Consider the following 18,494-nt stretch of genomic DNA (forward strand, 5'->3'; position numbering starts at 1 on the left):
TTGGGCGTAGGCTCGGCGGCATGAACAGCAAAGCAACGTCCAACGGGCCAACGTCCAGCGAGTCCAACTCCAGTGAGTCAACATCCCAGGTCCAGAACCTGGAGCACCACGAATGCTGGGCCCTGTTGCGGACGGTCTCCGTAGGCAGGCTGGCCGTCCTGGTGGACGGCCAGCCTGATATTTTCCCCATCAACTACACGGTGGATGGCGGAACGTTGGTCTTCCGCACCGGCGCAGGAACCAAGCTGGCCGCCGCCTCGGGAGGTGCCGCTGTGGCGTTGGAGGCCGACGGCGTGGATGCCGATAGCGGCCTGGCCTGGAGCGTGGTGGTGAAGGGACCGGCTAAGGCCATTACAGGAACCGAGGGCATCCTGGACTCCGCCGCCCTGTATCTTTTCCCATGGCAGGCCGGGAAGAAGGACACGTTTGTCCGGGTCAGCCCGGGCACTGTGTCCGGGCGCCGGTTCAAGGTCGCCGCGCCCATGACGTGGTGGACCCAGCTCAGCGGAGCAGCCAAGGCAGCTCCCGAGTAACGCAGGGCAAACCTGGCCACGCCGAGGTGAAGTCTCCCGCCTAAGCCAGGCGGGTGATTTCCACGCTCACACTGAGCGCCGAGCCTCCACCGCCGGACAGGATGCCTTTCAGCGGCGGTACGTCCCGGTAGTCACGTCCCCTGGCAACAGTGACGTGGTAGTCGCCTGCCGGCTTGTGGTTCGTGGGATCCCAGCTGCGCCAGTCGCCGTCCCAGAACTCAAGCCACGCATGTGACTGGCCTGCGACAGTCTCGCCGATGGCCGCCGTCGACCTCGGGTGCAGGTAACCGGAGACGTACCGGGCGGGAATGCCGCAGCTGCGCAGCGCGCCGATGGCGAGGTGCGCGAGGTCCTGGCAGACGCCCTGCCGCTGTCCCCAGGCCTCCTCGGCATTGGTGGTGACCGCAGTGGAACCGGACATGTATGTCATCTCGCCGCGCATCCATTCGAAGATGGCCATGGCTGCCTCGTGCGGGTTCTTATCCTCCACGACACCTGGAATGATGCCCAGTACCTCGTCACCGGGACCGCTCAGCTGGGACTGCGGCAGCCAGTCACTGAACGTATTCAGCGATTCCTTCGATGCCAGGATGTCCCAGCCGGCGATGTCAGCGTCGGCCGGGATCTTTTCCGCCCGGTGCACTTCGACAGTGATGTTGGAAACGACCTCCAGGTGGTCGTGCGGCATCTGCATGTCGAAGGCGGTGACCCGCGTGCCCCAGTAGTCCCGGTAGTTGCCCACGGCCGCCTGCGTCGGCGAAACCTTGAGCACGGATTCAAGGACCACCTGCTGGGGGTCGGTCAGCGGGGTCATGCGGGCTTCGTTGTAGGAGAGCGTGACGCGCTTGTTGTACTTGTAGGCCGTGGTGTGGATGATGCTCAGCCGGGTCATGAAACTTCTCCCACCCAGGCGAGTTCGTCTGCCTGATTGAAGTATTTACGGGAAATGGCGTCCGAGGCCTGCGAGACGGCCTTCTGCACGCGTTCCATGTGCTCGGGCAGTTCGGACATCAGATCGTCCGTCCGGTGGAACTCGAGGAACGTACGGGCCTGGCCCACGATCCGGCGGGCATCGTTGATGAAGCCCACGCGCTGCGCCGACGGGTCAAGCTTGGCGAGGCACTCATCAGCATCGCGCAGGGCGTAGACGATGGACCGCGGGAACAGCCGGTCAAGGAGGAGGAACTCGGCTGCATGCTGGTCCCCGAATGCGGCCCGGCGCGTCCGCAGGAACGACTCATAGGCCCCCGCGCACCGCAGCATGTTGACCCAGGACATACCCGCAGAAAGGACATCCCGGGTGGAAAGCATCCGCGCCGTCATGTCCGCGCGCTCCAGGGACCGGCCCAGTACCAGGAACAGCCAGCTTTCGTCATGGCTCACTGTGGTGTCGGCCAGGCCGCTGACCATGGCCGTCCGTTCCAGCGTCCAGTTGCAGAAGCGGTACGTCCCCACGACGTCCTTACGGTGCTGGCTCAGCCCGTAGTAGGTGGTGTTGAGGCTTTCCCACAGGCCCGAGGACACGGTCTCGCGGGCACGGCGGGCATTCTCGCGCGCGGCTCCCAGCGACCCGGCGATGGAGGTTGCGCTGGTTTTGTCGTACGCCAGGGCATGGAGGAGTTCCGGCAGGCCGAAGTCTTCGCTCTGCGGCCGGGCACCCATCACTGCGAGCAGTTCCTGGGCCACCCTGCGGCGTTCGTCCATGGGGAGGTGGTTCAGGCGCTCCAGGTGCACGTCCAGGATGCGGGCGGTGCCGTCGGCCCGCTCCACATAGCGTCCGATCCAAAATAGGGACTCAGCAATACGGCTAAGCATTCGCGGTGACCTCCTGCGCGTCCGAAATCTGTGGGGATGACCCCGGGAACAATTGTGCCGGTTCGATGGCCCGGGTCACTGCTGCTGCTCCGACTGCCGGTCGCGCCAGTTGCTCTCCACTGGCCAGACGGATACCCGTTCGCGGATGGAAATGGTGGGCCGCGGAAGAGTTTCCACCGGCACCTGCGGGGAGTTTGCCAGCACCCAGGTGTCCTTGGAGCCGCCGCCCTGGCTGGAGTTCACTATGAGGGAGCCTTCCTTGAGCGCCACCCTGGTGAGTCCGCCGGGAAGCACCCAGACATCGTCGCCGTCGTTGACGGCAAAGGGGCGCAGGTCCACGTGCCGCGGACCGAATTTGTCCCCGCCGAGGGTGGGTACTGTGGACAGCTGCAGGACCGGCTGCGCGATCCAGCCCCGCGGGTCAGCGATGACCCGTTTGCGCAGCGCCTCGAGTTCGTCGTTGGAGGCGTCCGGCCCGATGACCAGGCCTTTGCCGCCGGAGCCGTCCACGGGCTTCACCACGAGCTCCGCCAGGTTATCCAGGACATATTCCCGGGCTTCCTTATCCTCCAGCCGGAATGTGTCCACGTTCGCGATGACGGGTTCCTCGCTGAGGTAGTAGCGGATGAGGTCCGGAACGTAGCTGTAGACAAGTTTGTCGTCGGCCACGCCGTTGCCCACGGCGTTGGCGATGGTCACGCCGCCGGCCCTGGCGGCGTTGACCAGTCCCGGGCAGCCGAGCATGGAATCCGAGCGGAACTGCAGGGGGTCCAGGAACTCGTCGTCGATGCGTTTGTAGATCACGTCCACGCGCTGCTCACCGGCCGTGGTGCGCATGTAGACGCGGTTGCCGCGGCAGATGAGGTCGCGTCCTTCCACGAGCTCCACGCCCATCAGGCCGGCCAGCAGGGTGTGCTCAAAGTAGGCGCTGTTAAAGACGCCGGGGGTCAGCACCACTACCGTGGGATCGTCGACACCGGCGGGCGCTGTTTTGCGCAGGGCGGACAGCAGCCGGCGGGGGTACTCTTCAACGGGCCGGATGAGCTGCTGGCCGAATGCTTCGGGCAGGCCCTTGGCCATGGCCCGCCGGTTTTCCAGGACGTAGCTGACGCCGGAAGGCACCCGCACATTGTCTTCCAGGACGCGGAAGGTGCCAGCTGCGTCGCGGACCACATCGATGCCGGAGATGTGGACGCGGACTCCGCCTGCCGGCTCGAACCCATGCACCTGGCGGTGGAAGTGGGCGCTGGTGGTGACGAGCTGGCGCGGGATGACGCCGTCTGCTACCACATTCATTTTGTCGTAGACATCGTTGAGGAAGGCTTCCAGTGCCCGGACGCGCTGTGCGACGCCCTTTTCGAGCACGGTCCATTCATCAGCGGGGATAACGCGGGGGACGATGTCGAGCGGAAACGGCCGCTCCTCCCCCGCGAAGTCGAAGGTCACGCCGCGATCCAGGAAGGTCCGTGCCATGGAGTCCGCCCGGGCGCTGACGTCGGCCAGGGAGAGCTTGCTAAGGGCATCGGCCACCTGGCCGTACGACTCACGTGCTTCCTGGCCGGGAGTGAACATCTCGTCGTAGGCGGCCGTGCGCCCGGCGGCCTCGGAGTAATCCTGGAATAGGTCTGACATGTCCTTTAGCCAACCATCTTTTTGTTTCGAATTCATTACCGCCATCCATTGTGGCGTGTTGCCGCCAGGCAACGGCGGTTCGTTGAATCCGTGTTCTATCCGGCAAGGTTAGTGAGTGCCAGAGACAAGTAATCCCGGGAGCTCCGGAGCCGGCGGGAACAGCGGCCGCCGAGGCCCCCTGCGGGCACGCCTCCGTGGTGTGGCGATGCGTTCCGGCAGGCTCCTGCCCGGCCTCCTGACAGCCACCCCCGCCCTTGCCGTTGCCTTCGCCGTACATGCCATGGTGCCGGCACTGCCGGCCATGACCATCGCGGTTGCGTTGGGCCTGCTCGCCGCCAACCTGCCCGGCACGGCAGTGTGGATCGCAGGCCGGGCAAGGCCGGGCCTCGACTTTGCGGGCAAGCACCTGATGCGCGGAGGCATAGTGCTGCTGGGCCTCAAAGTGAGCATCATGGACATCCTGGGCCTGGGCTGGCTGGCCATGGTCCTCATCACTGGCGTGGTGCTTCTGAGCTTCGGCGGCACGTACCTGCTGGTGCGGCTGTTCCGGCTTCCGCGTGAGACCGCGCTGCTGGTGGCCACCGGCTTTTCGATCTGCGGGGCGTCGGCCATCGGAGCCATGGCGGCTGTGCGCCGGATCCGGCATGCGGATACCGTTCTGCCGGTGGCGTTGGTGACCTTGTGCGGCACCTTGGCGATCGGCATCCTGCCGCTGCTGATGCATCCCCTGCACTTGAGCCCCCTGGCTTTCGGTGCCTGGACGGGTGCGTCGGTGCACGACGTCGGCCAGGTGGTGGCCACGGCGCAGACTGCCGGCACCGCGGCACTGGGCATCGCCGTCGTCGTTAAGCTCACCCGCGTGCTGCTGCTGGCACCGGTGGTTGCCGTGGCGGGCCTGCACCACCGCAGGAGCACATCGGGCCAACACGCGCTGCCGCCGCTGGTGCCCCTGTTCGTGGTGGGTTTCGTGGCCATGGTGGCGCTCCGGTCCACGGGCTGGCTCTCCGACGGCTGGCTCGACGCCGGTGCCGGGCTGCAGGACATTCTCCTGGGGGCGGCGCTGTTCGGGCTTGGCTCCGCCGTGCGGGTCCGCACACTGCTGCACACCGGAGCGAGGGCACTGCTCGCGGCGCTGGCGGCATGGCTGCTGATCGCGCTGCTGGGCCTGGCTGCGGCCCTGCTGATGACCGCCTAGGCCGGCGGCCGGATGGTGAGCCGCGGCCCCGGATCCCGTGATTAGATGGCTGAGTGTCACATGAGAATCTGCAGCGCAATGAAGCCGCTCAACGGTCAGCCCTGATCAGCACCCACAGTTACGACGTCTCCCTGGATGTGCGGCAGGCAGCGGACCCGGAGGTGGCGGGTTACACCAGCCGCAGCATTATCAACTTCTCCGCAGCCGTGCCGGGCCAGGGGCAGGCGGCGTCGGGGTCTACATTTCTGGATTTCATCGCCGACGAGGTCCACAGCGTGTTCCTCAACGGCAAAGGACTCCCGGTGGCCGACGTTGTGGATGGTTCCCGGATCCGCCTGGACAACCTGCAGGCGGAGAACCAGGTCACCGTCACCGGCACCGCCCTGTACAGCCGGTCCGGCGAGGGCATGCACCGCTTTGTGGATCCCGCCGACGGCCGGTGCTACCTCTACACGCAATACGAACCCGCCGACGCACGGCGCGTGTTCGCCAACTTTGAACAGCCCGACCTCAAGGCCGAGTACACGTTCCACGTCATGGCACCGTCCGGCTGGGAGGTGGCCTCAAACGGTGTGGAAGCGGCCCGCACGCAGCTGACGAGCGATCCGGACACCAGCTGCTGGGACTTCGCCACCACCCGCCCCATGTCCACCTACATCACCACAATCCTCGCCGGGCCCTACTTCAAGGCCCGGGACCACTGGAGCGCCACACTCGACGACGGCACGCTGCTGGCGGTGCCCCTGGCGCTGTACTGCCGGGCTTCGATGGCGGAATCCTTCGATGCCGCGGAGCTCTTCCGCCTGACCAAAAGCGGGCTGGACTTCTTCAACCGGCTGTTCGACTACCCATACCCCTGGGGGAAATACGATCAGGCCTTTGTCCCGGAATACAACCTGGGCGCGATGGAAAACCCGGGCTTGGTCACCTTCACCGAAAGCTATGTGTTCACGTCCCGCGCCACCGACGCTCAGTACCAGGCCCGTGCGAACACGCTGATGCACGAGATGGCGCACATGTGGTTCGGGGACCTCGTCACGATGCAGTGGTGGGACGACCTGTGGCTGAAAGAGTCCTTCGCGGACTACATGGGCACCCTCGGCGTGGACCGTGCCACCGTCTGGGACACCGCATGGGTGAACTTCGCCAACAAACGCAAGGCCTGGGCCTATGTCCAGGACCAGCTGCCCACCACACACCCGATCGTGGCCGACATCCCCGACCTTGAGGCCGCGAAGCAGAACTTCGACGGCATCACCTACGCCAAGGGCGCGTCCGTGCTCAAGCAGTTGGTGGCGTACGTGGGGTTTGACGCGTTCATCGCCGGCTCACGGCAGTACTTCCGCGACCACGCCTACGGGAACACCACCCTGGCGGACCTGCTGAAGGCCCTCAGCGCAGCATCCGGCCGGGACCTTGCCGGCTGGGCTGCCGCCTGGCTGCAGACCTCCGGCATCTCCACGCTGTCGCTGGAGACGAAAACGCACGACGGCGTCCTGGGCGCCGTGACGATCGTCCAGGATACGGTGGACACCGTTACCGGACGGGAGGAACTGCGGCCGCACCGGCTGCGTGTGGGCTCGTACAACTTCGACGCCGACGGCGGCCTGGTCCGCACCGGGAGCGTCGAAACCGACGTTGCCGGAGCACGGACGGAGATCCCGGAACTGGCCGGGCAACCGCGGCCCGCCCTCCTGCTCGTCAACGATGATGACCTCACCTACGCCAAAGTACGGCTGGACCCGGTGTCCGAGGCGACAGTCCTGGCGTCGCTGGACCGGATTACCGACCCCATGGCCCGCGCCCTCTGCTGGACCGCGTTGTGGAACTCCGCCCGCGACGGGGAAAGCCCCGCCTCGCGCTATGTGGAGGCCGTGACGTCGTTCGGACCGGCCGAAACGGGAGTCGGCGTGCTGCTGAACACCCTTGAGAACGCCTCCACCGCCGTCGAACGCTACACCCCCGTGGCCCAACGCGACGCGGTGCGTGGCTCCTTCCTGGCGGCGGCCGACGCCCAGCTGGGTAAGGCAGCGCCGGGTTCAGACCACCAGCTGGCCTGGGCGCGGACGCTGGCCGCCGTCAGCCGTCACGACGCTGCCCTCCTCCCCCGGCTCAGGGGCCTGCTGGACGGCTCGGTGGTGGTGGACGGCCTGGCCGTCGACGCCGAGCTGCGCTGGAGCCTCTGGCATGCCCTGGCGGCCAACGGGCAGGCCGCCCCCGACGAGCTGGACGCCGAACTCAAACGGGACACCACTGCCTCGGGCCGGGCGGGCCATGCCACGGCGATGGCCGCCCGGCCCGAGCCTGGCGTAAAGGCTGCCGCCTGGCGGGACGCGGTGGACAGGGCGGAGCTGTCGAACCAGCTCCTCAGCGCCACCATCGCCGGCTTTGCGACCGCTCCCGCTGCCCTGCTGGACCCTTATGTGGAGCCCTACTTTGAGTGCCTCCGCGTCGTCTGGGACCAGCGGAGCATCGAAATCGCCAGCCGGATCGTCCGGGGGCTGTACCCCCTGGCGCAGAACCTGCCGGCGGGGACGCTGCCAGTGGACCACCCCGTGGTGGTCCGCACGGATGCCTGGCTGAGGGCCAACACTGACGCGCCCCGGGCGCTGCGCCGGATCATTGTGGAGCAGCGGAGCCACCTGCTCCGGGGGCTCACCGCACAGCTGCAGTAGGCCACTCCGGCACCGGCTTACGGGACCCGGTGCAGCCAATCCTCGGCGCCGAACTTGGTGGCCACCCGGTCCCGGGCGGCACTGAGTTCGGCGGCAGTGAGTTCCGACAGGGTGGCAGCATACCGTTCGCTGAACACTTCCATCATGGCGGCGATGATCTCCGTACGGGCCAGTCCGGTCTGCCGGCGCAGCGGATCAACCCGTTTCTTGGCGCTGCGCGTGCCCTTGTCCGAGAGCTTCTCCTTGCCGATGCGCAGCACCTCGACCATCTTGTCGGCGTCGATGTCGTAGCTCATCGTGACGTGGTGCAGCATCCCCCCGTTGGCGAGGCGCTTCTGGGCAGCACCGCCGATCTTGCCCTGGTCCGTGGCGATATCGTTCAGGGGCACGTAAAAGGCCGTCACCCCGATTTTTTCGAGGGCGGCCATCACCCAGGCGTCCAGAAACGCGTAGGAGTCCGCGAAGCTGATCCCGTCTACCAGCGTCTGCGGCAGGTACAGGGAGTAGGTGATGCAGTTTCCGGCCTCCATGAACATGGCTCCGCCGCCGCTGATCCGGCGGACCACACTGATGCCGTGCCGGGCTACACCGTCCGGATCCAGCTCGTTCCGAAACGACTGGAAACTGCCGATCACCACGGATGGCTCCTCCCAGTCCCAGAACCGCAGGGTGGGGTTGCGACGGCCGGCGCCCACCTCTTCGGTCAGCACCTCATCCAGGGCGACGTTGATATGCGTCGGCAGTACTGTGGGGGCGATGATGTTCCAGTGGTGGTCTGTCCAGGCTGTTGCCTTCGACAGGGCGCGGCGGACCGTGACGGCCACGGCGTCGGCCGAAAAGCCGAACAGGACGGCGCCGGGAGGCAGCGAAGCGGTGACGGCCGCGGCCAGCTCCGCCGCCGTCGTACTTTCCGGAAGTCCTGTCAGCGCCCGGTTGATGGCGGGCAGCGCCTCATCGGGTTCAAGGAAAAAGTCGCCGCTGAGGGAGACGTCGGCGAGGAGACCGTCCACAACGTCGAAGTCCACCACCACAAGTTTTCCGCCGGGGACTTTGTACTCGCCATGGTGGCTGCGGGGGTGGTCTTCAGCGGCAAATGGCGGGGCAATCATGCCATCCATCCTGCCCCACGATCAGGGCTCCCCGAAACGGCAAAGCCCAGGACGCAAAAAGCCCGCACCGTTGCCGGTGCGGGCTTTCCAAAGAACCTTGGGGGTGAAGTGAACTACTTCGCGCCGCCGAAGCCCTTGAAGCGAGCGTTGAAGCGCTCGACGCGGCCTGCAGAGTCCATGATGCGCTGCTTGCCCGTGTAGAACGGGTGGGACTCGGAGGAGATTTCGACGTCGATAACCGGGTAGGTGTTTCCGTCTTCCCACTCGATGGTCTTCTTGGAAGACACGGTGGACTTGGTCAGGAAACTGACGCCGGAAGCCAGGTCGTTGAAAACAACAGCTTCGTACTTCGGGTGGATATCAGACTTCATAATGGGGCCTTTGTTCGCACAACTGGATTTTGCCAGCTGCCAGGTATGAATGGGATGGCTGGTGTCTGCTTCACTGCCGCAAGGCAGAAAGCGCAGGACAGCCAGCTGTTAATAATAGCTGATCAACGCGAACCCTGCGAACCGCGGGGCCGGAGTTCCCAGAACGCCACGGCGGAGGCCGCCGCCACGTTGAGGGAGTCCACTCCTGCGCGCATGGGGATCTTCACGGCGAGGTCGGCGGCAGCAAGCGTCCCCGCGCTCATGCCGGCACCTTCGGTGCCGAGCACCAGAGCCAGCCGGTCCGGATTGCGCGCGGCGAGCCCGTCCACATCCACGGCGTCCTCGGTGAGTTCAAGCGCGGCCACCGTGAAGCCGGCTTCCTTGAGCAGCGACAGGCCCCCCGGCCAGGACTCAAGCCGCGCCCAGGGCACCTGGAAAACCGTTCCCATGCTGACCCGGACACTGCGGCGATAGAGCGGATCGCCGCAGCGCGGTGAAATCAGGACCGCGTCGATGTCCAGTGCCGCGGCCGACCGGAAGATGGCGCCCACGTTGGTGTGGTCCACTATGTCCTCCAGGACCGCGACCCGGTGCGCGCCAGCCAGCAGCTCGTGGAGGGGCACCGGCTCCGGCCGCTGCATGGCCGCCATGGCGCCGCGGTGCAGGTGGAATCCGGTGATCTCTTCGAGCAGGGCGGCGCTGCCAATGAAGGCGGGAACGTCCGGGTAGGCAGTCAGTACATCCTGCAGGTCAGCCAGCCATTTCTCCGCCAGGAAGAACGACCTTGGCCGGTGGCCGGCCGCCAACGCCCGGCGGAGGACCCGCGAGGATTCGGCGATGTACATTCCTTCAGCCGGTTCGCGGAGCTTCCGCAAGTTCACGTCCGTCAGCTGCGTGTAGTCGGAGACGCGGGGGTCCCCGGCGGATTCAAGATAGTGGATTGTCACCGGCTGATTATTTCAGCAGGTTGGCGATCATAAAGCCCAGCGCCATCAGGCCGAGCGCAAAGATGACGGTCCGCAGCAGAGCCGGGGACAGCCGCCGCCCAACTTTGGAGCCCAGAAGGCCGCCGATTGTGGAGCTCACGGCGATCAGGAGCACCACCAGCCAGTTGATCCGGTCAAAGGCGAAGAGCAGGTACGACACGGCGGCCACAAGGTTGACGCCGAGGACCAGAATGTTCTTCATGGCGTTGGCGTTCTGGATAGTGCCGGTGAGGAATACGCCCAGGACGCCCACCAGGAGGATGCCCTGGGCGGCCACGAAGTATCCCCCATAGACGCCGGCCAGGTACACCAGGACAATCAGGAGAATGCCGTGCCCTTTGTCCTTGATGGCGTGCTCGGGGTTTTCCTCGCGATTGCGGACCCAGGCCTGCAGCCGCGGCTGGAACACCACCATCAGCAGGGCAAGCACCAGGAGAACCGGGGCCACGTAGTGGAAGACCATCTCCGGCAGGTGCAACAGCAACCAGGCCCCGGAGATACCGCCCAGCAGCGACGCCGGCAGGAGCTTCAACAACTGCAGGCCGCGGCCCTTGAGCTCGCGGCGGTACCCCCACGCACCCGCTGCGGCGCCGGCCACAAGGCCCATCGCGTTGCTCATGGAAGCCACCACGGGAGTGACCCCGAGGGCGATCAGGACCGGGAACGTCACCAGGGTGCCGGAGCCTACAACGGCGTTGATGGTGCCGGCCCACAGGCCGGCAAAAAACACAAAGCTGCTGCTGAGAAGATCCACGGTCGGCGGCGCCGCGGCCTAGCGGCGGGCGGTGGCGGTGTAGCGGCCAGCGTTGACGGTGACGTCGAGTTCCACGCCGAAGGTCTTGCTGAGGTGCTCCGCCGTCAGCACACTCTCGAGGGGTCCGGATGCCACCACGTTGGAGTCTCGGAGCAACATGGCATGGGTGAAGCCCGGCGGCACTTCTTCGAGGTGGTGGGTGACCAACACAATGGCCGGAGCGGACTCATCACCGGCCAGTTCGCTGAGGCGGTGCACCAGGTCCTCGCGCCCACCCAGGTCCAGGCCGGCGGCGGGTTCGTCGAGCAGGAGGAGTTCCGGATCAGTCATGAGGGCACGGGCAATCTGTACCCGCTTGCGCTCACCCTCGGACAGGGAGGCGAACGCCCGGTTCAGGAACGGCCCCATGCCCCAGTCATTCAGCAGCCTGAAGGCGCGGCGTTCGTCAGCCTTTTCATAGCCCTCACGCCAGCGGCCCGTGACGCCGTACGCTGCGGTGACAACAACGTTGAGGACAGTTTCGTGCCCGGGAATCTGGTTGGCCAGGGCGGCGGAGGACAGGCCGATGCGGGGACGGAGTTCAAACACGTCCACGGAGCCGAGGATTTCCTCCAGGATGCCGGCCATGCCGCTCGTGGGGTGAAGACGGGCTGCAGCAATCTGCAGGAGAGTGGTCTTGCCTGCACCGTTGGGTCCCAGGATGACCCAGCGTTCGCCCTCTTTGACCTGCCAGTCCACCTTGTTCAGGAGCGTTTTAGCCCCACGGACAACGCTGACGGCGGCCAATTCAAGAACATCACTCATAGGAGTAGACACTAGGACAAAAAAGGGGCGGACTGATAACTGATACTTGGACAGCGATACGGGCCACAGTCGCCGGCCCCGCCCGCTGGCCGGCCCGCCCGTGGGGGTTCGCCATCAACCTGGCGCAATCAATTCGGGTGGCTCTTCCCCGCTGACTAAGATTGCAGCCATGACGTCGAACGTGACTGCGGTCAGCTATGGCCCAAAACTGACCGCCTCCGGGCTCGAGACCGTGCACGACGCCCTGACGGGCAGTGGCGCCACGGTCCGATCCCAATCAAGGGGCGGCGACAACCGGTTTGAGGTCCACACTGCCGAGCTCACTGTCGCCGACGGCACGGACGCCGGTATTTCCGCACTCCGCAGGGCGGTGGCCGAGGCGGCGCAGGCTGGCCTGGACACCGCCATCGTTCCCGCAGGTTTGCGTGCGGCTCCGCGGAAGCTGCTGATCATGGACGTTGATTCGACGCTGATCCAGCAGGAAGTCATTGAGCTCCTGGCGGCCTATGCGGGCAAGCGGGAGGAAGTGGCGGCAGTCACCGAAGCCGCTATGCGCGGTGAACTGGACTTTGCGCAGAGCCTCCACGCACGGGTGGCCGTGCTCGCAGGACTGCCAGCCGCCGTCGTCGATTCTGTCCGGGCGGAAGTGAAGCTGAGCGACGGTGCTGCTGAGCTGGTTGCGGCATTCAAAGCTGCGGGCCATGTGGTGGCCGTGGTGTCCGGCGGGTTCAACCAGATCCTGCGTCCCATCGCGGAGGATCTGGGCCTGGACTACTGGCTGGCTAACGAGCTTGAAATTGTGGACGGCGCCCTGACCGGCAAAGTAATTGGTGCCGTCATCGACCGCGCGGCGAAGGAAAAGTACCTGCGCGAGTGGGCGGCCGCCGAAGGTATCGCGATGGAACACACCATTGCCGTGGGCGACGGCGCCAACGACCTGGATATGCTCGGGGCCGCCGGAATCGGTGTGGCGTTTAACGCAAAACCTGCGGTCCGGGCCGTCGCGGATTCTGCGATCAACATGCCGTATCTCGACGCGGTGCGCCACATCGCCGGGGTCTGAAGCGCCGCAACCTTGGCCGTCCGGTCCCGGTCAGCGACCGCAAACGTCACGTGCCACTGCGGCCGCTCACCGGGCGCCGTGGAGGCAAGCCAGGCGACGGCGTCCTCGAAGCCGCGGGGCAGGAGCTTGCCCCACTGGCGAACCCTGATGTTGGGGTCGACGCTTGCCTCGAAGTGATCACCGTCAGGGAATACCTGCCGGATAGCTACGGCCCGTAACCTCTCGTTGCTGAGCCATGTAAGAAGCCCCGGGCAGGAGTACTGCCCGGGGCTCGCCGCGGTGATGGATTTTGCCGGATGGAAACACGGCCTTTACGGGATGCCCGGAAGCGCTAGTCGACGCCCTTGCCGAAGTAGTCGGAGCCGCCAGCGTACTCCGTGTGGCCGGATTCGACGTCGGCCGTAGCCATGCCGGCCACAACTTCAGCGAACTCCTCCACGGAGTAGAGCTTTCCGGCCTCGGCGCGGCGGGCTTCGATGGCGCCCGGGTTTGAGCGGTCCAGCAGCGTGGCCGTGACGGTGCCTTCGATCATGTCGCCGGACACAACCACCAGCGAGATGCCCTTCTCAGCGAGGTTCGGGAGGAGCTCACGCAGGGCGTCCTCGCCGGCACGCTTGCTGCGGGCCACAGGCTCGTATTCGGGCATGGTGGGCACGGAGTTGATGAAGTGGGCCTGGTGGCTGGTCACGAAGACCACACGGGAGCCTTCCTTCATCAGGGGCACGGCGGCGTTGAGCATGTTGACCTGCGCATCGCGGTTGAGCTTAAGGGCATAGTCATCTGCCATGCCGGACTCCATGCCGCCGGACGCGTTGAGCACCAGAACGTCCAGCGAACCGAAGTTCTCCATGGCCGCACTGGCCAGGGCTTGCACGCCTTCCTGGGTGGTGAGGTCCGCACCCACGGCGGTGGCGCGGCCGCCGGCAGCTTCGATTCCTGCGACCACCTTGTTGGCGCGCGGCGCCTTCTGGCGGTAGTTAACGACGACGGCGGCGCCCTCGGCAGCGAGGTTCTTGGCCACTTCGGCGCCGATTCCCCGTGAGGATCCGGTCACGATGGCGGTTTTGTTGTCCAGCAGTCCCATATGGGCTCCTTTGTTCGAAACGTCTAAATCCGTTGAGGTCTGGTGTCAATCATGCCAGCGCCCAGTCCACAATCACTTGTGTGACCCCGACAAAGAAGGCGGTTCACCCTCGTTTCAGTGGCCCATGCCGAGTCCGCCGTCCACGGGGATGACGGCACCGGAAATGTAGGCGGCCTCGTCGCTGGAGATCCAGCGGACCACGTTGGCCACCTCCGAAGCCTCGGCAAAGCGGCCGGCAGGTATGCCGGAAAGGTAGTTTTTCTGGGTGGCCTCGGGCAGTTCCGCCGTCATATCCGTGTTGATGAATCCGGGGGCCACCACATTTGCTGTGATCCCGCGTGAGCCCAGCTCACGCGTCAGGGAGCGGGCGATGCCCACCAAGCCGGCTTTGGAAGCGGAGTAGTTGATCTGGCCCGGCGCGCCGTAGAGGCCCGAGACCGAGGAAATGAGGACCACGCGGCCCTTGCGCATCCGAATCATGCCCTTCGAAGCGCGCTTGATGACCCGGAAAGCTCCGGTGAGGTTGGTGTCGATCACCGATGTGAAGTCGTCTTCGCTCATCCGCATCAGGAGCGTGTCCTTGGTGATTCCCGCGTTTGCCACCAAGACCTCAACGGGACCGTGGGCAGCTTCCACCTCGGCGAAGGCCGCATCGACGGAGGCCTCGTCGGTCACATCGGCCTTGACGCCCAGAATGCCGGCCGGCAGCTCCGAGGGGCTCCGGTAAGTCACGGCCACCTTGTCGCCATTGGCTACAAAAGCCTGCGCGATGGCCAGGCCGATGCCGCGGTTTCCACCGGTGATCAGGACACTGCGGGCCGCTGTAGCTGCTTCAGACATTAAACGCTCCGGGATTCTGCGGCATGTGCAGCCGCGGGTAGGACGGGGTGTGATTTTGCTGCCTCCGATCTTAGCCCGCGTTTGGGCGCCACTGCCGATGGTGAGAGAATTGAGGGAAGCCTTTGGAGCGTGATCAATCAGCCGTGACCCTTGAAAACCATGCTGGACAGTCCGTGCCCGGAGACCCCGAAAGGTTCTCCGGGGACTCCGGGGTCCACAGCATTACGGATGCGGCGGACGCCCACTCGGAGGACATGCGCCGGCGCATGATCAAGTACGCGCTGGCCATGGGAATCCGCATGGTCTGCCTCATCCTCATTTTTGTGGTGGACGGCTGGTTCAAGCTCGTTATGGTCGCTGGCGCCGTCTTCCTCCCGTGGATTGCGGTGGTGATCGCGAACGGCAGCGACCAGGCGGAGATCCACAGCGACTCACTGCTCGACTCGGCCCCGCTGGCCGAGCTGGAAAGCCAAGCCGGGCCGCCGGAACAGGACGGCACCACGTCCGCGGTCATCCAGGGCGAACTCATTGATGACGACGACGAACCCACGCAAGGACAGGAACGGCGCGCCTCATGAACATTTTTGACCTGGCTGCAGGGACTGCTGGTCCCCCGCCGGCCATGGCTGCCATGTGCTCCCGCAAGGCGTGCCGTACGGAAGCGTCCTGGCAACTGCTCTGGAACAACCCCAAGATCCATACGCCGGAACGCCGCAAAACCTGGCTTGCCTGCAACGACCACCGTGACTGGCTCGAAGACTACCTCCAGACCCGCGGCCTGTGGAAGGAAACCCTGGTCCTGGATTCGGGGCATGACGCCGGCCGGGCGCCGGTAGGGCAGGACGGCTGAATGTACCGCTTCCTCTTCTCCAGCAAGTGGCTGGGATACCTCCTGCTGGCCGCCATCTTCGCGGCTGCCTGCGTCTTCCTTGGCCGCTGGCAGATGGACCGCCGCGCAGAGACCCTCGCAGAGATCGACCGCGTTGTCACCAACTATTCCGCCACACCCATCTCCTTCGACGCAGCACGGGACGAGTTCGCCGCACTGGACCCCTCGAAGGAATGGACCCAGGTGGAACTCCAAGGCACCTACGCTCCCGACGGTCAGCGCATTGTCCGCAACCGTCCGCTGAACGGGCAGCCCGGGTATGAGGTGGTTGTCCCCTTCAAGCTCGAGACCGGCGAAACTGTGGTGATTGACCGCGGCTGGCTGCCCATCGGCAACAGGAACCCGGGCAGTCCCGATTCCATTCCGGCGCCTCCCGCCGGCCCAGTGACCGCTGTCGTCCGCCTCAAGCACGGGGAGCCCCAACTGGACCGTGGTGCCCCCGAGGGCCAGCTAGCTTCCATCGATCTCCCCACCTATGCGGACCAACTGGGATACCCGGTCCTGACTGGCGCCTACGGACAGCTCGCGTCTGAATCTCCCGCCCCCGCTGACACGCCCGTCCCGTTCCCGAAGCCGGCCACCAAAGAAGGCACGCACCTGTCCTATTCCCTGCAGTGGTTTGCGTTTGGCGTACTGATGTTCGTGGGCTTCGGGTACGCCGCACGGCAGCAGGCCAGGAATGCTGCGATCGACGCCGAGGATGAGCTTGAGGGTGAAGACAGGTCGCGGGATTCCGGCAGCCCCGTGCATTCCGCCGCTGCGGCAGCCCGCCGTCGTCCGCCTGTTGCCCGCAAACGCAAGAAGGCGACCGCCGAAGAAGAGGAAGACGCCCTGCTGGACGCGCAGGGCTACTGACGCATGCATGGTGTGGAGGTTGCCGCTCTGGTGGCGAATGTGAAAAGTGCCCTGTGGTTGCGTTCGCTTTCGTCAGTTGCGTTCGCTTCGCGACGCCGAGAAGACTAAGCGAGCGTAATCAGGTCCAGGTAGTCTTCGTTCCAGTGGTCCTCGATACCGTCAGGCAGCAGTACGACGCGCTCGGGGTTCAGTGCTTCGACGGCACCCTCATCGTGGCTCACGAGGACGACGGCGCCGGTGTAGTTGCTCAGTGCCCCGAGGATTTCGGCGCGGCTGGCCGGGTCGAGGTTGTTGGTGGGCTCGTCAAGGAGAAGCACGTTCGCGCTTGAGGCCACGATGGTGGCCAGGGCCAGCCGGGTCTTCTCGCCGCCGGAGAGCACACCGGCGGGCTTATCGACGTCGTCTCCGGAGAAAAGGAACGAGCCCAGGATGTTGCGGACTTCCGCGTCGTTCATGTCCGGTGCGGACGAGCGCATGTTCTGCAGGACGGTGCGGTCCACGTCGAGCGTCTCATGCTCCTGGGCGTAGTAGCCCACCTTCAGGCCGTGGCCCGCCACGACCTCGCCGGTGTCCGGCTTGTCGACGCCGGCGAGCATCCGCAGGAGGGTGGTCTTGCCGGCTCCGTTGAGGCCCAGGATGACCACCTTGGAACCGCGGTCGATGGCCAGGTCCACGTCGGTGAAGATCTCCAGCGAACCGTAGGACTTGCTGAGTCCGTCCGCTGTCAGCGGAGTCTTGCCGCAGGGCGACGGATCCGGGAAGCGCAGGGCTGCCACGCGGTCGGTCGCGCGGACGGCTTCGAGGCCGCCCAGCAGACGTTCGGCACGCTTGGCCATGTTCTGCGCTGCAACGGCCTTGGTGGCCTTGGCGCGCATTTTGTTGGCCTGGTCGATGAGGACCTGGGCTTTCTTCTCCGCGTTGGCGCGCTCACGCTTGCGGGCGCGCTCATCCGTTTCGCGCTGGAGCAGGTAGCGCTTCCAGTTCATATTGTAGAAGTCGACCTTGGCACGGTTGGGATCCAACAGGAACACTTTGTTGACGGTGGCTTCGAGCAGTTCGGTATCGTGGCTGATCACGATCAGGCCGCCCTGGTGGTTCTTCAGAAACTCGCGCAGCCAGGTGATGGAGTCAGCGTCGAGGTGGTTGGTGGGCTCATCGAGGAGCATCGTTTCGGCGTCCGAATACAGGATCCGGGCGAGTTCCACACGACGGCGCTGGCCGCCGGACAGGGTCTTGAGCGGCTGGTTCAGCAGCCGGTCCGGGAGGGCCAGGTTGGAGCAGATCGCGGCGGCCTCGGCCTCGGCCGCGTAGCCGCCGGCGGCCAGGAACTCGGATTCCAGCCGGTCATAGCGGTTCATCGCCTTGCGCTGGACCTCGGTGTCCTCGCTGGCCATGTCCTCATGCGTCTGCTTGAGCTTGTTGACGGCTATGTCCAGACCTCGGGCGGAGAGGATGCGGTCACGGGCCAGCTGTTCCATGTCCGGAGTGCGGGGATCCTGCGGCAGGTAGCCGATCTCGCCGCTGCGGGTAACCTTGCCGCCGGCGGGCTGGCCTTCGCCCGCGAGTACCCGGGTCAGGGTAGTCTTGCCTGCGCCGTTGCGGCCTACAAGGCCGATCTTGTCGCCCTTGTCGATGCGGAAGCTCACCTGGTCCATGAGGAGCCGGGCGCCGGCGCGCAGTTCAAGATCCTGGACAGTAATCACAGCAGGTAAGGCCTTTCACAACAGGGAAACGCCGCAGCTCATCGGATGACGTCTGGAAGCAGCCGGGCAGAATGGCCGACAGAACGGCCTTTCCAAGTCTACCGGCCTCAGCTTGGCCCCATAACCGCTGCACCGCCGTCGTGCGTTGGCTCAACGGTTGTGCCCGGCCGTCAACCCCGGGCATCC

At 65.6% G+C, this 18,494-nt stretch carries 19 protein-coding genes; 8 read left to right on the plus strand and 11 right to left on the minus strand.

Annotation, left to right across the window (positions count from 1 at the left end; translation table 11 throughout):
- Positions 1-20: 20 nt before the first annotated feature.
- Positions 21-533, plus strand: coding sequence for a pyridoxamine 5'-phosphate oxidase family protein (locus DAD99_RS19355; protein WP_193342835.1), 513 nt, complete (start codon positions 21-23; stop codon positions 531-533).
- A 40-nt stretch (positions 534-573) separates the two neighbouring features.
- Here the strand turns inward: DAD99_RS19355 and DAD99_RS19360 are convergent, their stop codons facing one another.
- The 3 genes from DAD99_RS19360 to DAD99_RS19370 form a co-directional block, all read right to left on the minus strand.
- Positions 574-1,425 (minus strand): transglutaminase family protein, encoded by an 852-nt coding sequence (locus DAD99_RS19360; RefSeq protein WP_193342836.1) that lies wholly within the window; start codon positions 1,423-1,425, stop codon positions 574-576.
- Positions 1,422-2,348: an alpha-E domain-containing protein gene (locus DAD99_RS19365; protein ID WP_056339904.1), complete on the minus strand. Its 927-nt coding sequence runs from the start codon at positions 2,346-2,348 to the stop codon at positions 1,422-1,424. Before DAD99_RS19365 ends, DAD99_RS19360 begins: the two co-directional genes overlap by 4 nt.
- A 75-nt stretch (positions 2,349-2,423) precedes the next feature.
- Positions 2,424-3,980 carry a circularly permuted type 2 ATP-grasp protein gene (locus DAD99_RS19370; protein ID WP_193342837.1) on the minus strand — a complete coding sequence of 519 codons (1,557 nt, stop codon included), beginning with the start codon at positions 3,978-3,980 and terminating at the stop codon, positions 2,424-2,426.
- Between the two features lie 205 nt (positions 3,981-4,185).
- Between DAD99_RS19370 and DAD99_RS19375 the strand changes: the two genes are divergently transcribed.
- Both DAD99_RS19375 and pepN read left to right on the plus strand, forming a co-directional pair.
- Complete coding sequence (locus tag DAD99_RS19375; RefSeq protein WP_193342866.1) at positions 4,186-5,175, plus strand: YeiH family protein; 990 nt, start codon at positions 4,186-4,188, stop codon at positions 5,173-5,175.
- A 53-nt stretch (positions 5,176-5,228) separates the two neighbouring features.
- Complete coding sequence (gene pepN, locus DAD99_RS19380) at positions 5,229-7,850, plus strand: aminopeptidase N (protein WP_193342838.1); 2,622 nt, start codon at positions 5,229-5,231, stop codon at positions 7,848-7,850.
- 17 nt (positions 7,851-7,867) lie between these two features.
- Here pepN and DAD99_RS19385 read toward each other — a convergent pair whose 3' ends face one another.
- The 5 genes from DAD99_RS19385 to DAD99_RS19405 all read right to left on the minus strand — a co-directional run bounded on the left by DAD99_RS19385 (position 7,868) and on the right by DAD99_RS19405 (position 11,874).
- A complete protein-coding gene (locus DAD99_RS19385; protein WP_375372277.1) occupies positions 7,868-8,968 on the minus strand; it encodes a biotin/lipoate A/B protein ligase family protein in 1,101 nt (366 codons plus the stop codon).
- Between the two features lie 104 nt (positions 8,969-9,072).
- Positions 9,073-9,330: a type B 50S ribosomal protein L31 gene (locus DAD99_RS19390; RefSeq protein ID WP_111909496.1), complete on the minus strand. Its 258-nt coding sequence runs from the start codon at positions 9,328-9,330 to the stop codon at positions 9,073-9,075.
- Positions 9,331-9,452: 122 nt separating this feature from the next.
- A complete protein-coding gene (locus DAD99_RS19395) occupies positions 9,453-10,277 on the minus strand; it encodes an RNA methyltransferase (protein WP_193342840.1) in 825 nt (274 codons plus the stop codon).
- A gap of 7 nt (positions 10,278-10,284) precedes the next feature.
- Complete coding sequence (locus DAD99_RS19400; RefSeq protein WP_193342841.1) at positions 10,285-11,070, minus strand: sulfite exporter TauE/SafE family protein; 786 nt, start codon at positions 11,068-11,070, stop codon at positions 10,285-10,287.
- 18 nt (positions 11,071-11,088) lie between these two features.
- Positions 11,089-11,874, minus strand: coding sequence for an ABC transporter ATP-binding protein (locus DAD99_RS19405; protein WP_193342842.1), 786 nt, complete (start codon positions 11,872-11,874; stop codon positions 11,089-11,091).
- 169 nt (positions 11,875-12,043) lie between these two features.
- Between DAD99_RS19405 and serB the strand changes: the two genes are divergently transcribed.
- Positions 12,044-12,937, plus strand: coding sequence for a phosphoserine phosphatase SerB (gene serB, locus DAD99_RS19410; RefSeq protein ID WP_193342843.1), 894 nt, complete (start codon positions 12,044-12,046; stop codon positions 12,935-12,937).
- Positions 12,938-12,987: 50 nt separating this feature from the next.
- A complete protein-coding gene (locus tag DAD99_RS19415; protein ID WP_193342844.1) occupies positions 12,988-13,155 on the plus strand; it encodes a hypothetical protein in 168 nt (55 codons plus the stop codon).
- A gap of 113 nt (positions 13,156-13,268) precedes the next feature.
- Here DAD99_RS19415 and DAD99_RS19420 read toward each other — a convergent pair whose 3' ends face one another.
- A complete protein-coding gene (locus tag DAD99_RS19420; protein ID WP_193342845.1) occupies positions 13,269-14,021 on the minus strand; it encodes an SDR family oxidoreductase in 753 nt (250 codons plus the stop codon).
- Between the two features lie 114 nt (positions 14,022-14,135).
- Complete coding sequence (gene fabG, locus DAD99_RS19425) at positions 14,136-14,861, minus strand: 3-oxoacyl-ACP reductase FabG (protein WP_193342846.1); 726 nt, start codon at positions 14,859-14,861, stop codon at positions 14,136-14,138.
- Between the two features lie 143 nt (positions 14,862-15,004).
- Between fabG and DAD99_RS19430 the strand changes: the two genes are divergently transcribed.
- From DAD99_RS19430 to DAD99_RS19440, 3 genes are read left to right on the plus strand one after another with little or no spacing between them, the layout of a single operon-like run.
- A complete protein-coding gene (locus DAD99_RS19430) occupies positions 15,005-15,439 on the plus strand; it encodes a DUF3099 domain-containing protein (protein ID WP_185260518.1) in 435 nt (144 codons plus the stop codon).
- A complete protein-coding gene (locus DAD99_RS19435) occupies positions 15,436-15,711 on the plus strand; it encodes a hypothetical protein (protein WP_193342847.1) in 276 nt (91 codons plus the stop codon). Before DAD99_RS19430 ends, DAD99_RS19435 begins: the two co-directional genes overlap by 4 nt.
- Positions 15,712-16,605 carry an SURF1 family protein gene (locus tag DAD99_RS19440; protein ID WP_193342848.1) on the plus strand — a complete coding sequence of 298 codons (894 nt, stop codon included), beginning with the start codon at positions 15,712-15,714 and terminating at the stop codon, positions 16,603-16,605.
- A 104-nt stretch (positions 16,606-16,709) separates the two neighbouring features.
- Here DAD99_RS19440 and DAD99_RS19445 read toward each other — a convergent pair whose 3' ends face one another.
- On the minus strand, positions 16,710-18,308 hold the full coding sequence (locus tag DAD99_RS19445; protein WP_193342849.1) for an ABC-F family ATP-binding cassette domain-containing protein: 1,599 nt from the start codon (positions 18,306-18,308) through the stop codon (positions 16,710-16,712).
- Positions 18,309-18,494: the final 186 nt, after the last annotated feature.

The organism is Pseudarthrobacter sp. AB1 (assembly GCF_014926485.1).
Lineage (GTDB): Bacteria > Actinomycetota > Actinomycetes > Actinomycetales > Micrococcaceae > Arthrobacter.

What these genes read in the sequence shown, in the direction of transcription:
- DAD99_RS19355 (WP_193342835.1), top strand. Translation starts at nt 21, where the DNA reads ATGAACAGCAAAGCAACGTCCAACGGGCCAACGTCCAGCGAGTCCAAC.
- DAD99_RS19420 (WP_193342845.1), bottom strand. Translation starts at nt 14,021, where the DNA reads ATGGGACTGCTGGACAACAAAACCGCCATCGTGACCGGATCCTCACGG.
- DAD99_RS19375 (WP_193342866.1), top strand. Translation starts at nt 4,186, where the DNA reads ATGCGTTCCGGCAGGCTCCTGCCCGGCCTCCTGACAGCCACCCCCGCC.
- DAD99_RS19370 (WP_193342837.1), bottom strand. Translation starts at nt 3,980, where the DNA reads ATGTCAGACCTATTCCAGGATTACTCCGAGGCCGCCGGGCGCACGGCC.
- DAD99_RS19360 (WP_193342836.1), bottom strand. Translation starts at nt 1,425, where the DNA reads ATGACCCGGCTGAGCATCATCCACACCACGGCCTACAAGTACAACAAG.
- DAD99_RS19440 (WP_193342848.1), top strand. Translation starts at nt 15,712, where the DNA reads ATGTACCGCTTCCTCTTCTCCAGCAAGTGGCTGGGATACCTCCTGCTG.
- DAD99_RS19390 (WP_111909496.1), bottom strand. Translation starts at nt 9,330, where the DNA reads ATGAAGTCTGATATCCACCCGAAGTACGAAGCTGTTGTTTTCAACGAC.
- DAD99_RS19405 (WP_193342842.1), bottom strand. Translation starts at nt 11,874, where the DNA reads ATGAGTGATGTTCTTGAATTGGCCGCCGTCAGCGTTGTCCGTGGGGCT.
- DAD99_RS19365 (WP_056339904.1), bottom strand. Translation starts at nt 2,348, where the DNA reads ATGCTTAGCCGTATTGCTGAGTCCCTATTTTGGATCGGACGCTATGTG.
- fabG (WP_193342846.1), bottom strand. Translation starts at nt 14,861, where the DNA reads ATGTCTGAAGCAGCTACAGCGGCCCGCAGTGTCCTGATCACCGGTGGA.
- DAD99_RS19435 (WP_193342847.1), top strand. Translation starts at nt 15,436, where the DNA reads ATGAACATTTTTGACCTGGCTGCAGGGACTGCTGGTCCCCCGCCGGCC.
- DAD99_RS19385 (WP_375372277.1), bottom strand. Translation starts at nt 8,968, where the DNA reads ATGGATGGCATGATTGCCCCGCCATTTGCCGCTGAAGACCACCCCCGC.
- serB (WP_193342843.1), top strand. Translation starts at nt 12,044, where the DNA reads ATGACGTCGAACGTGACTGCGGTCAGCTATGGCCCAAAACTGACCGCC.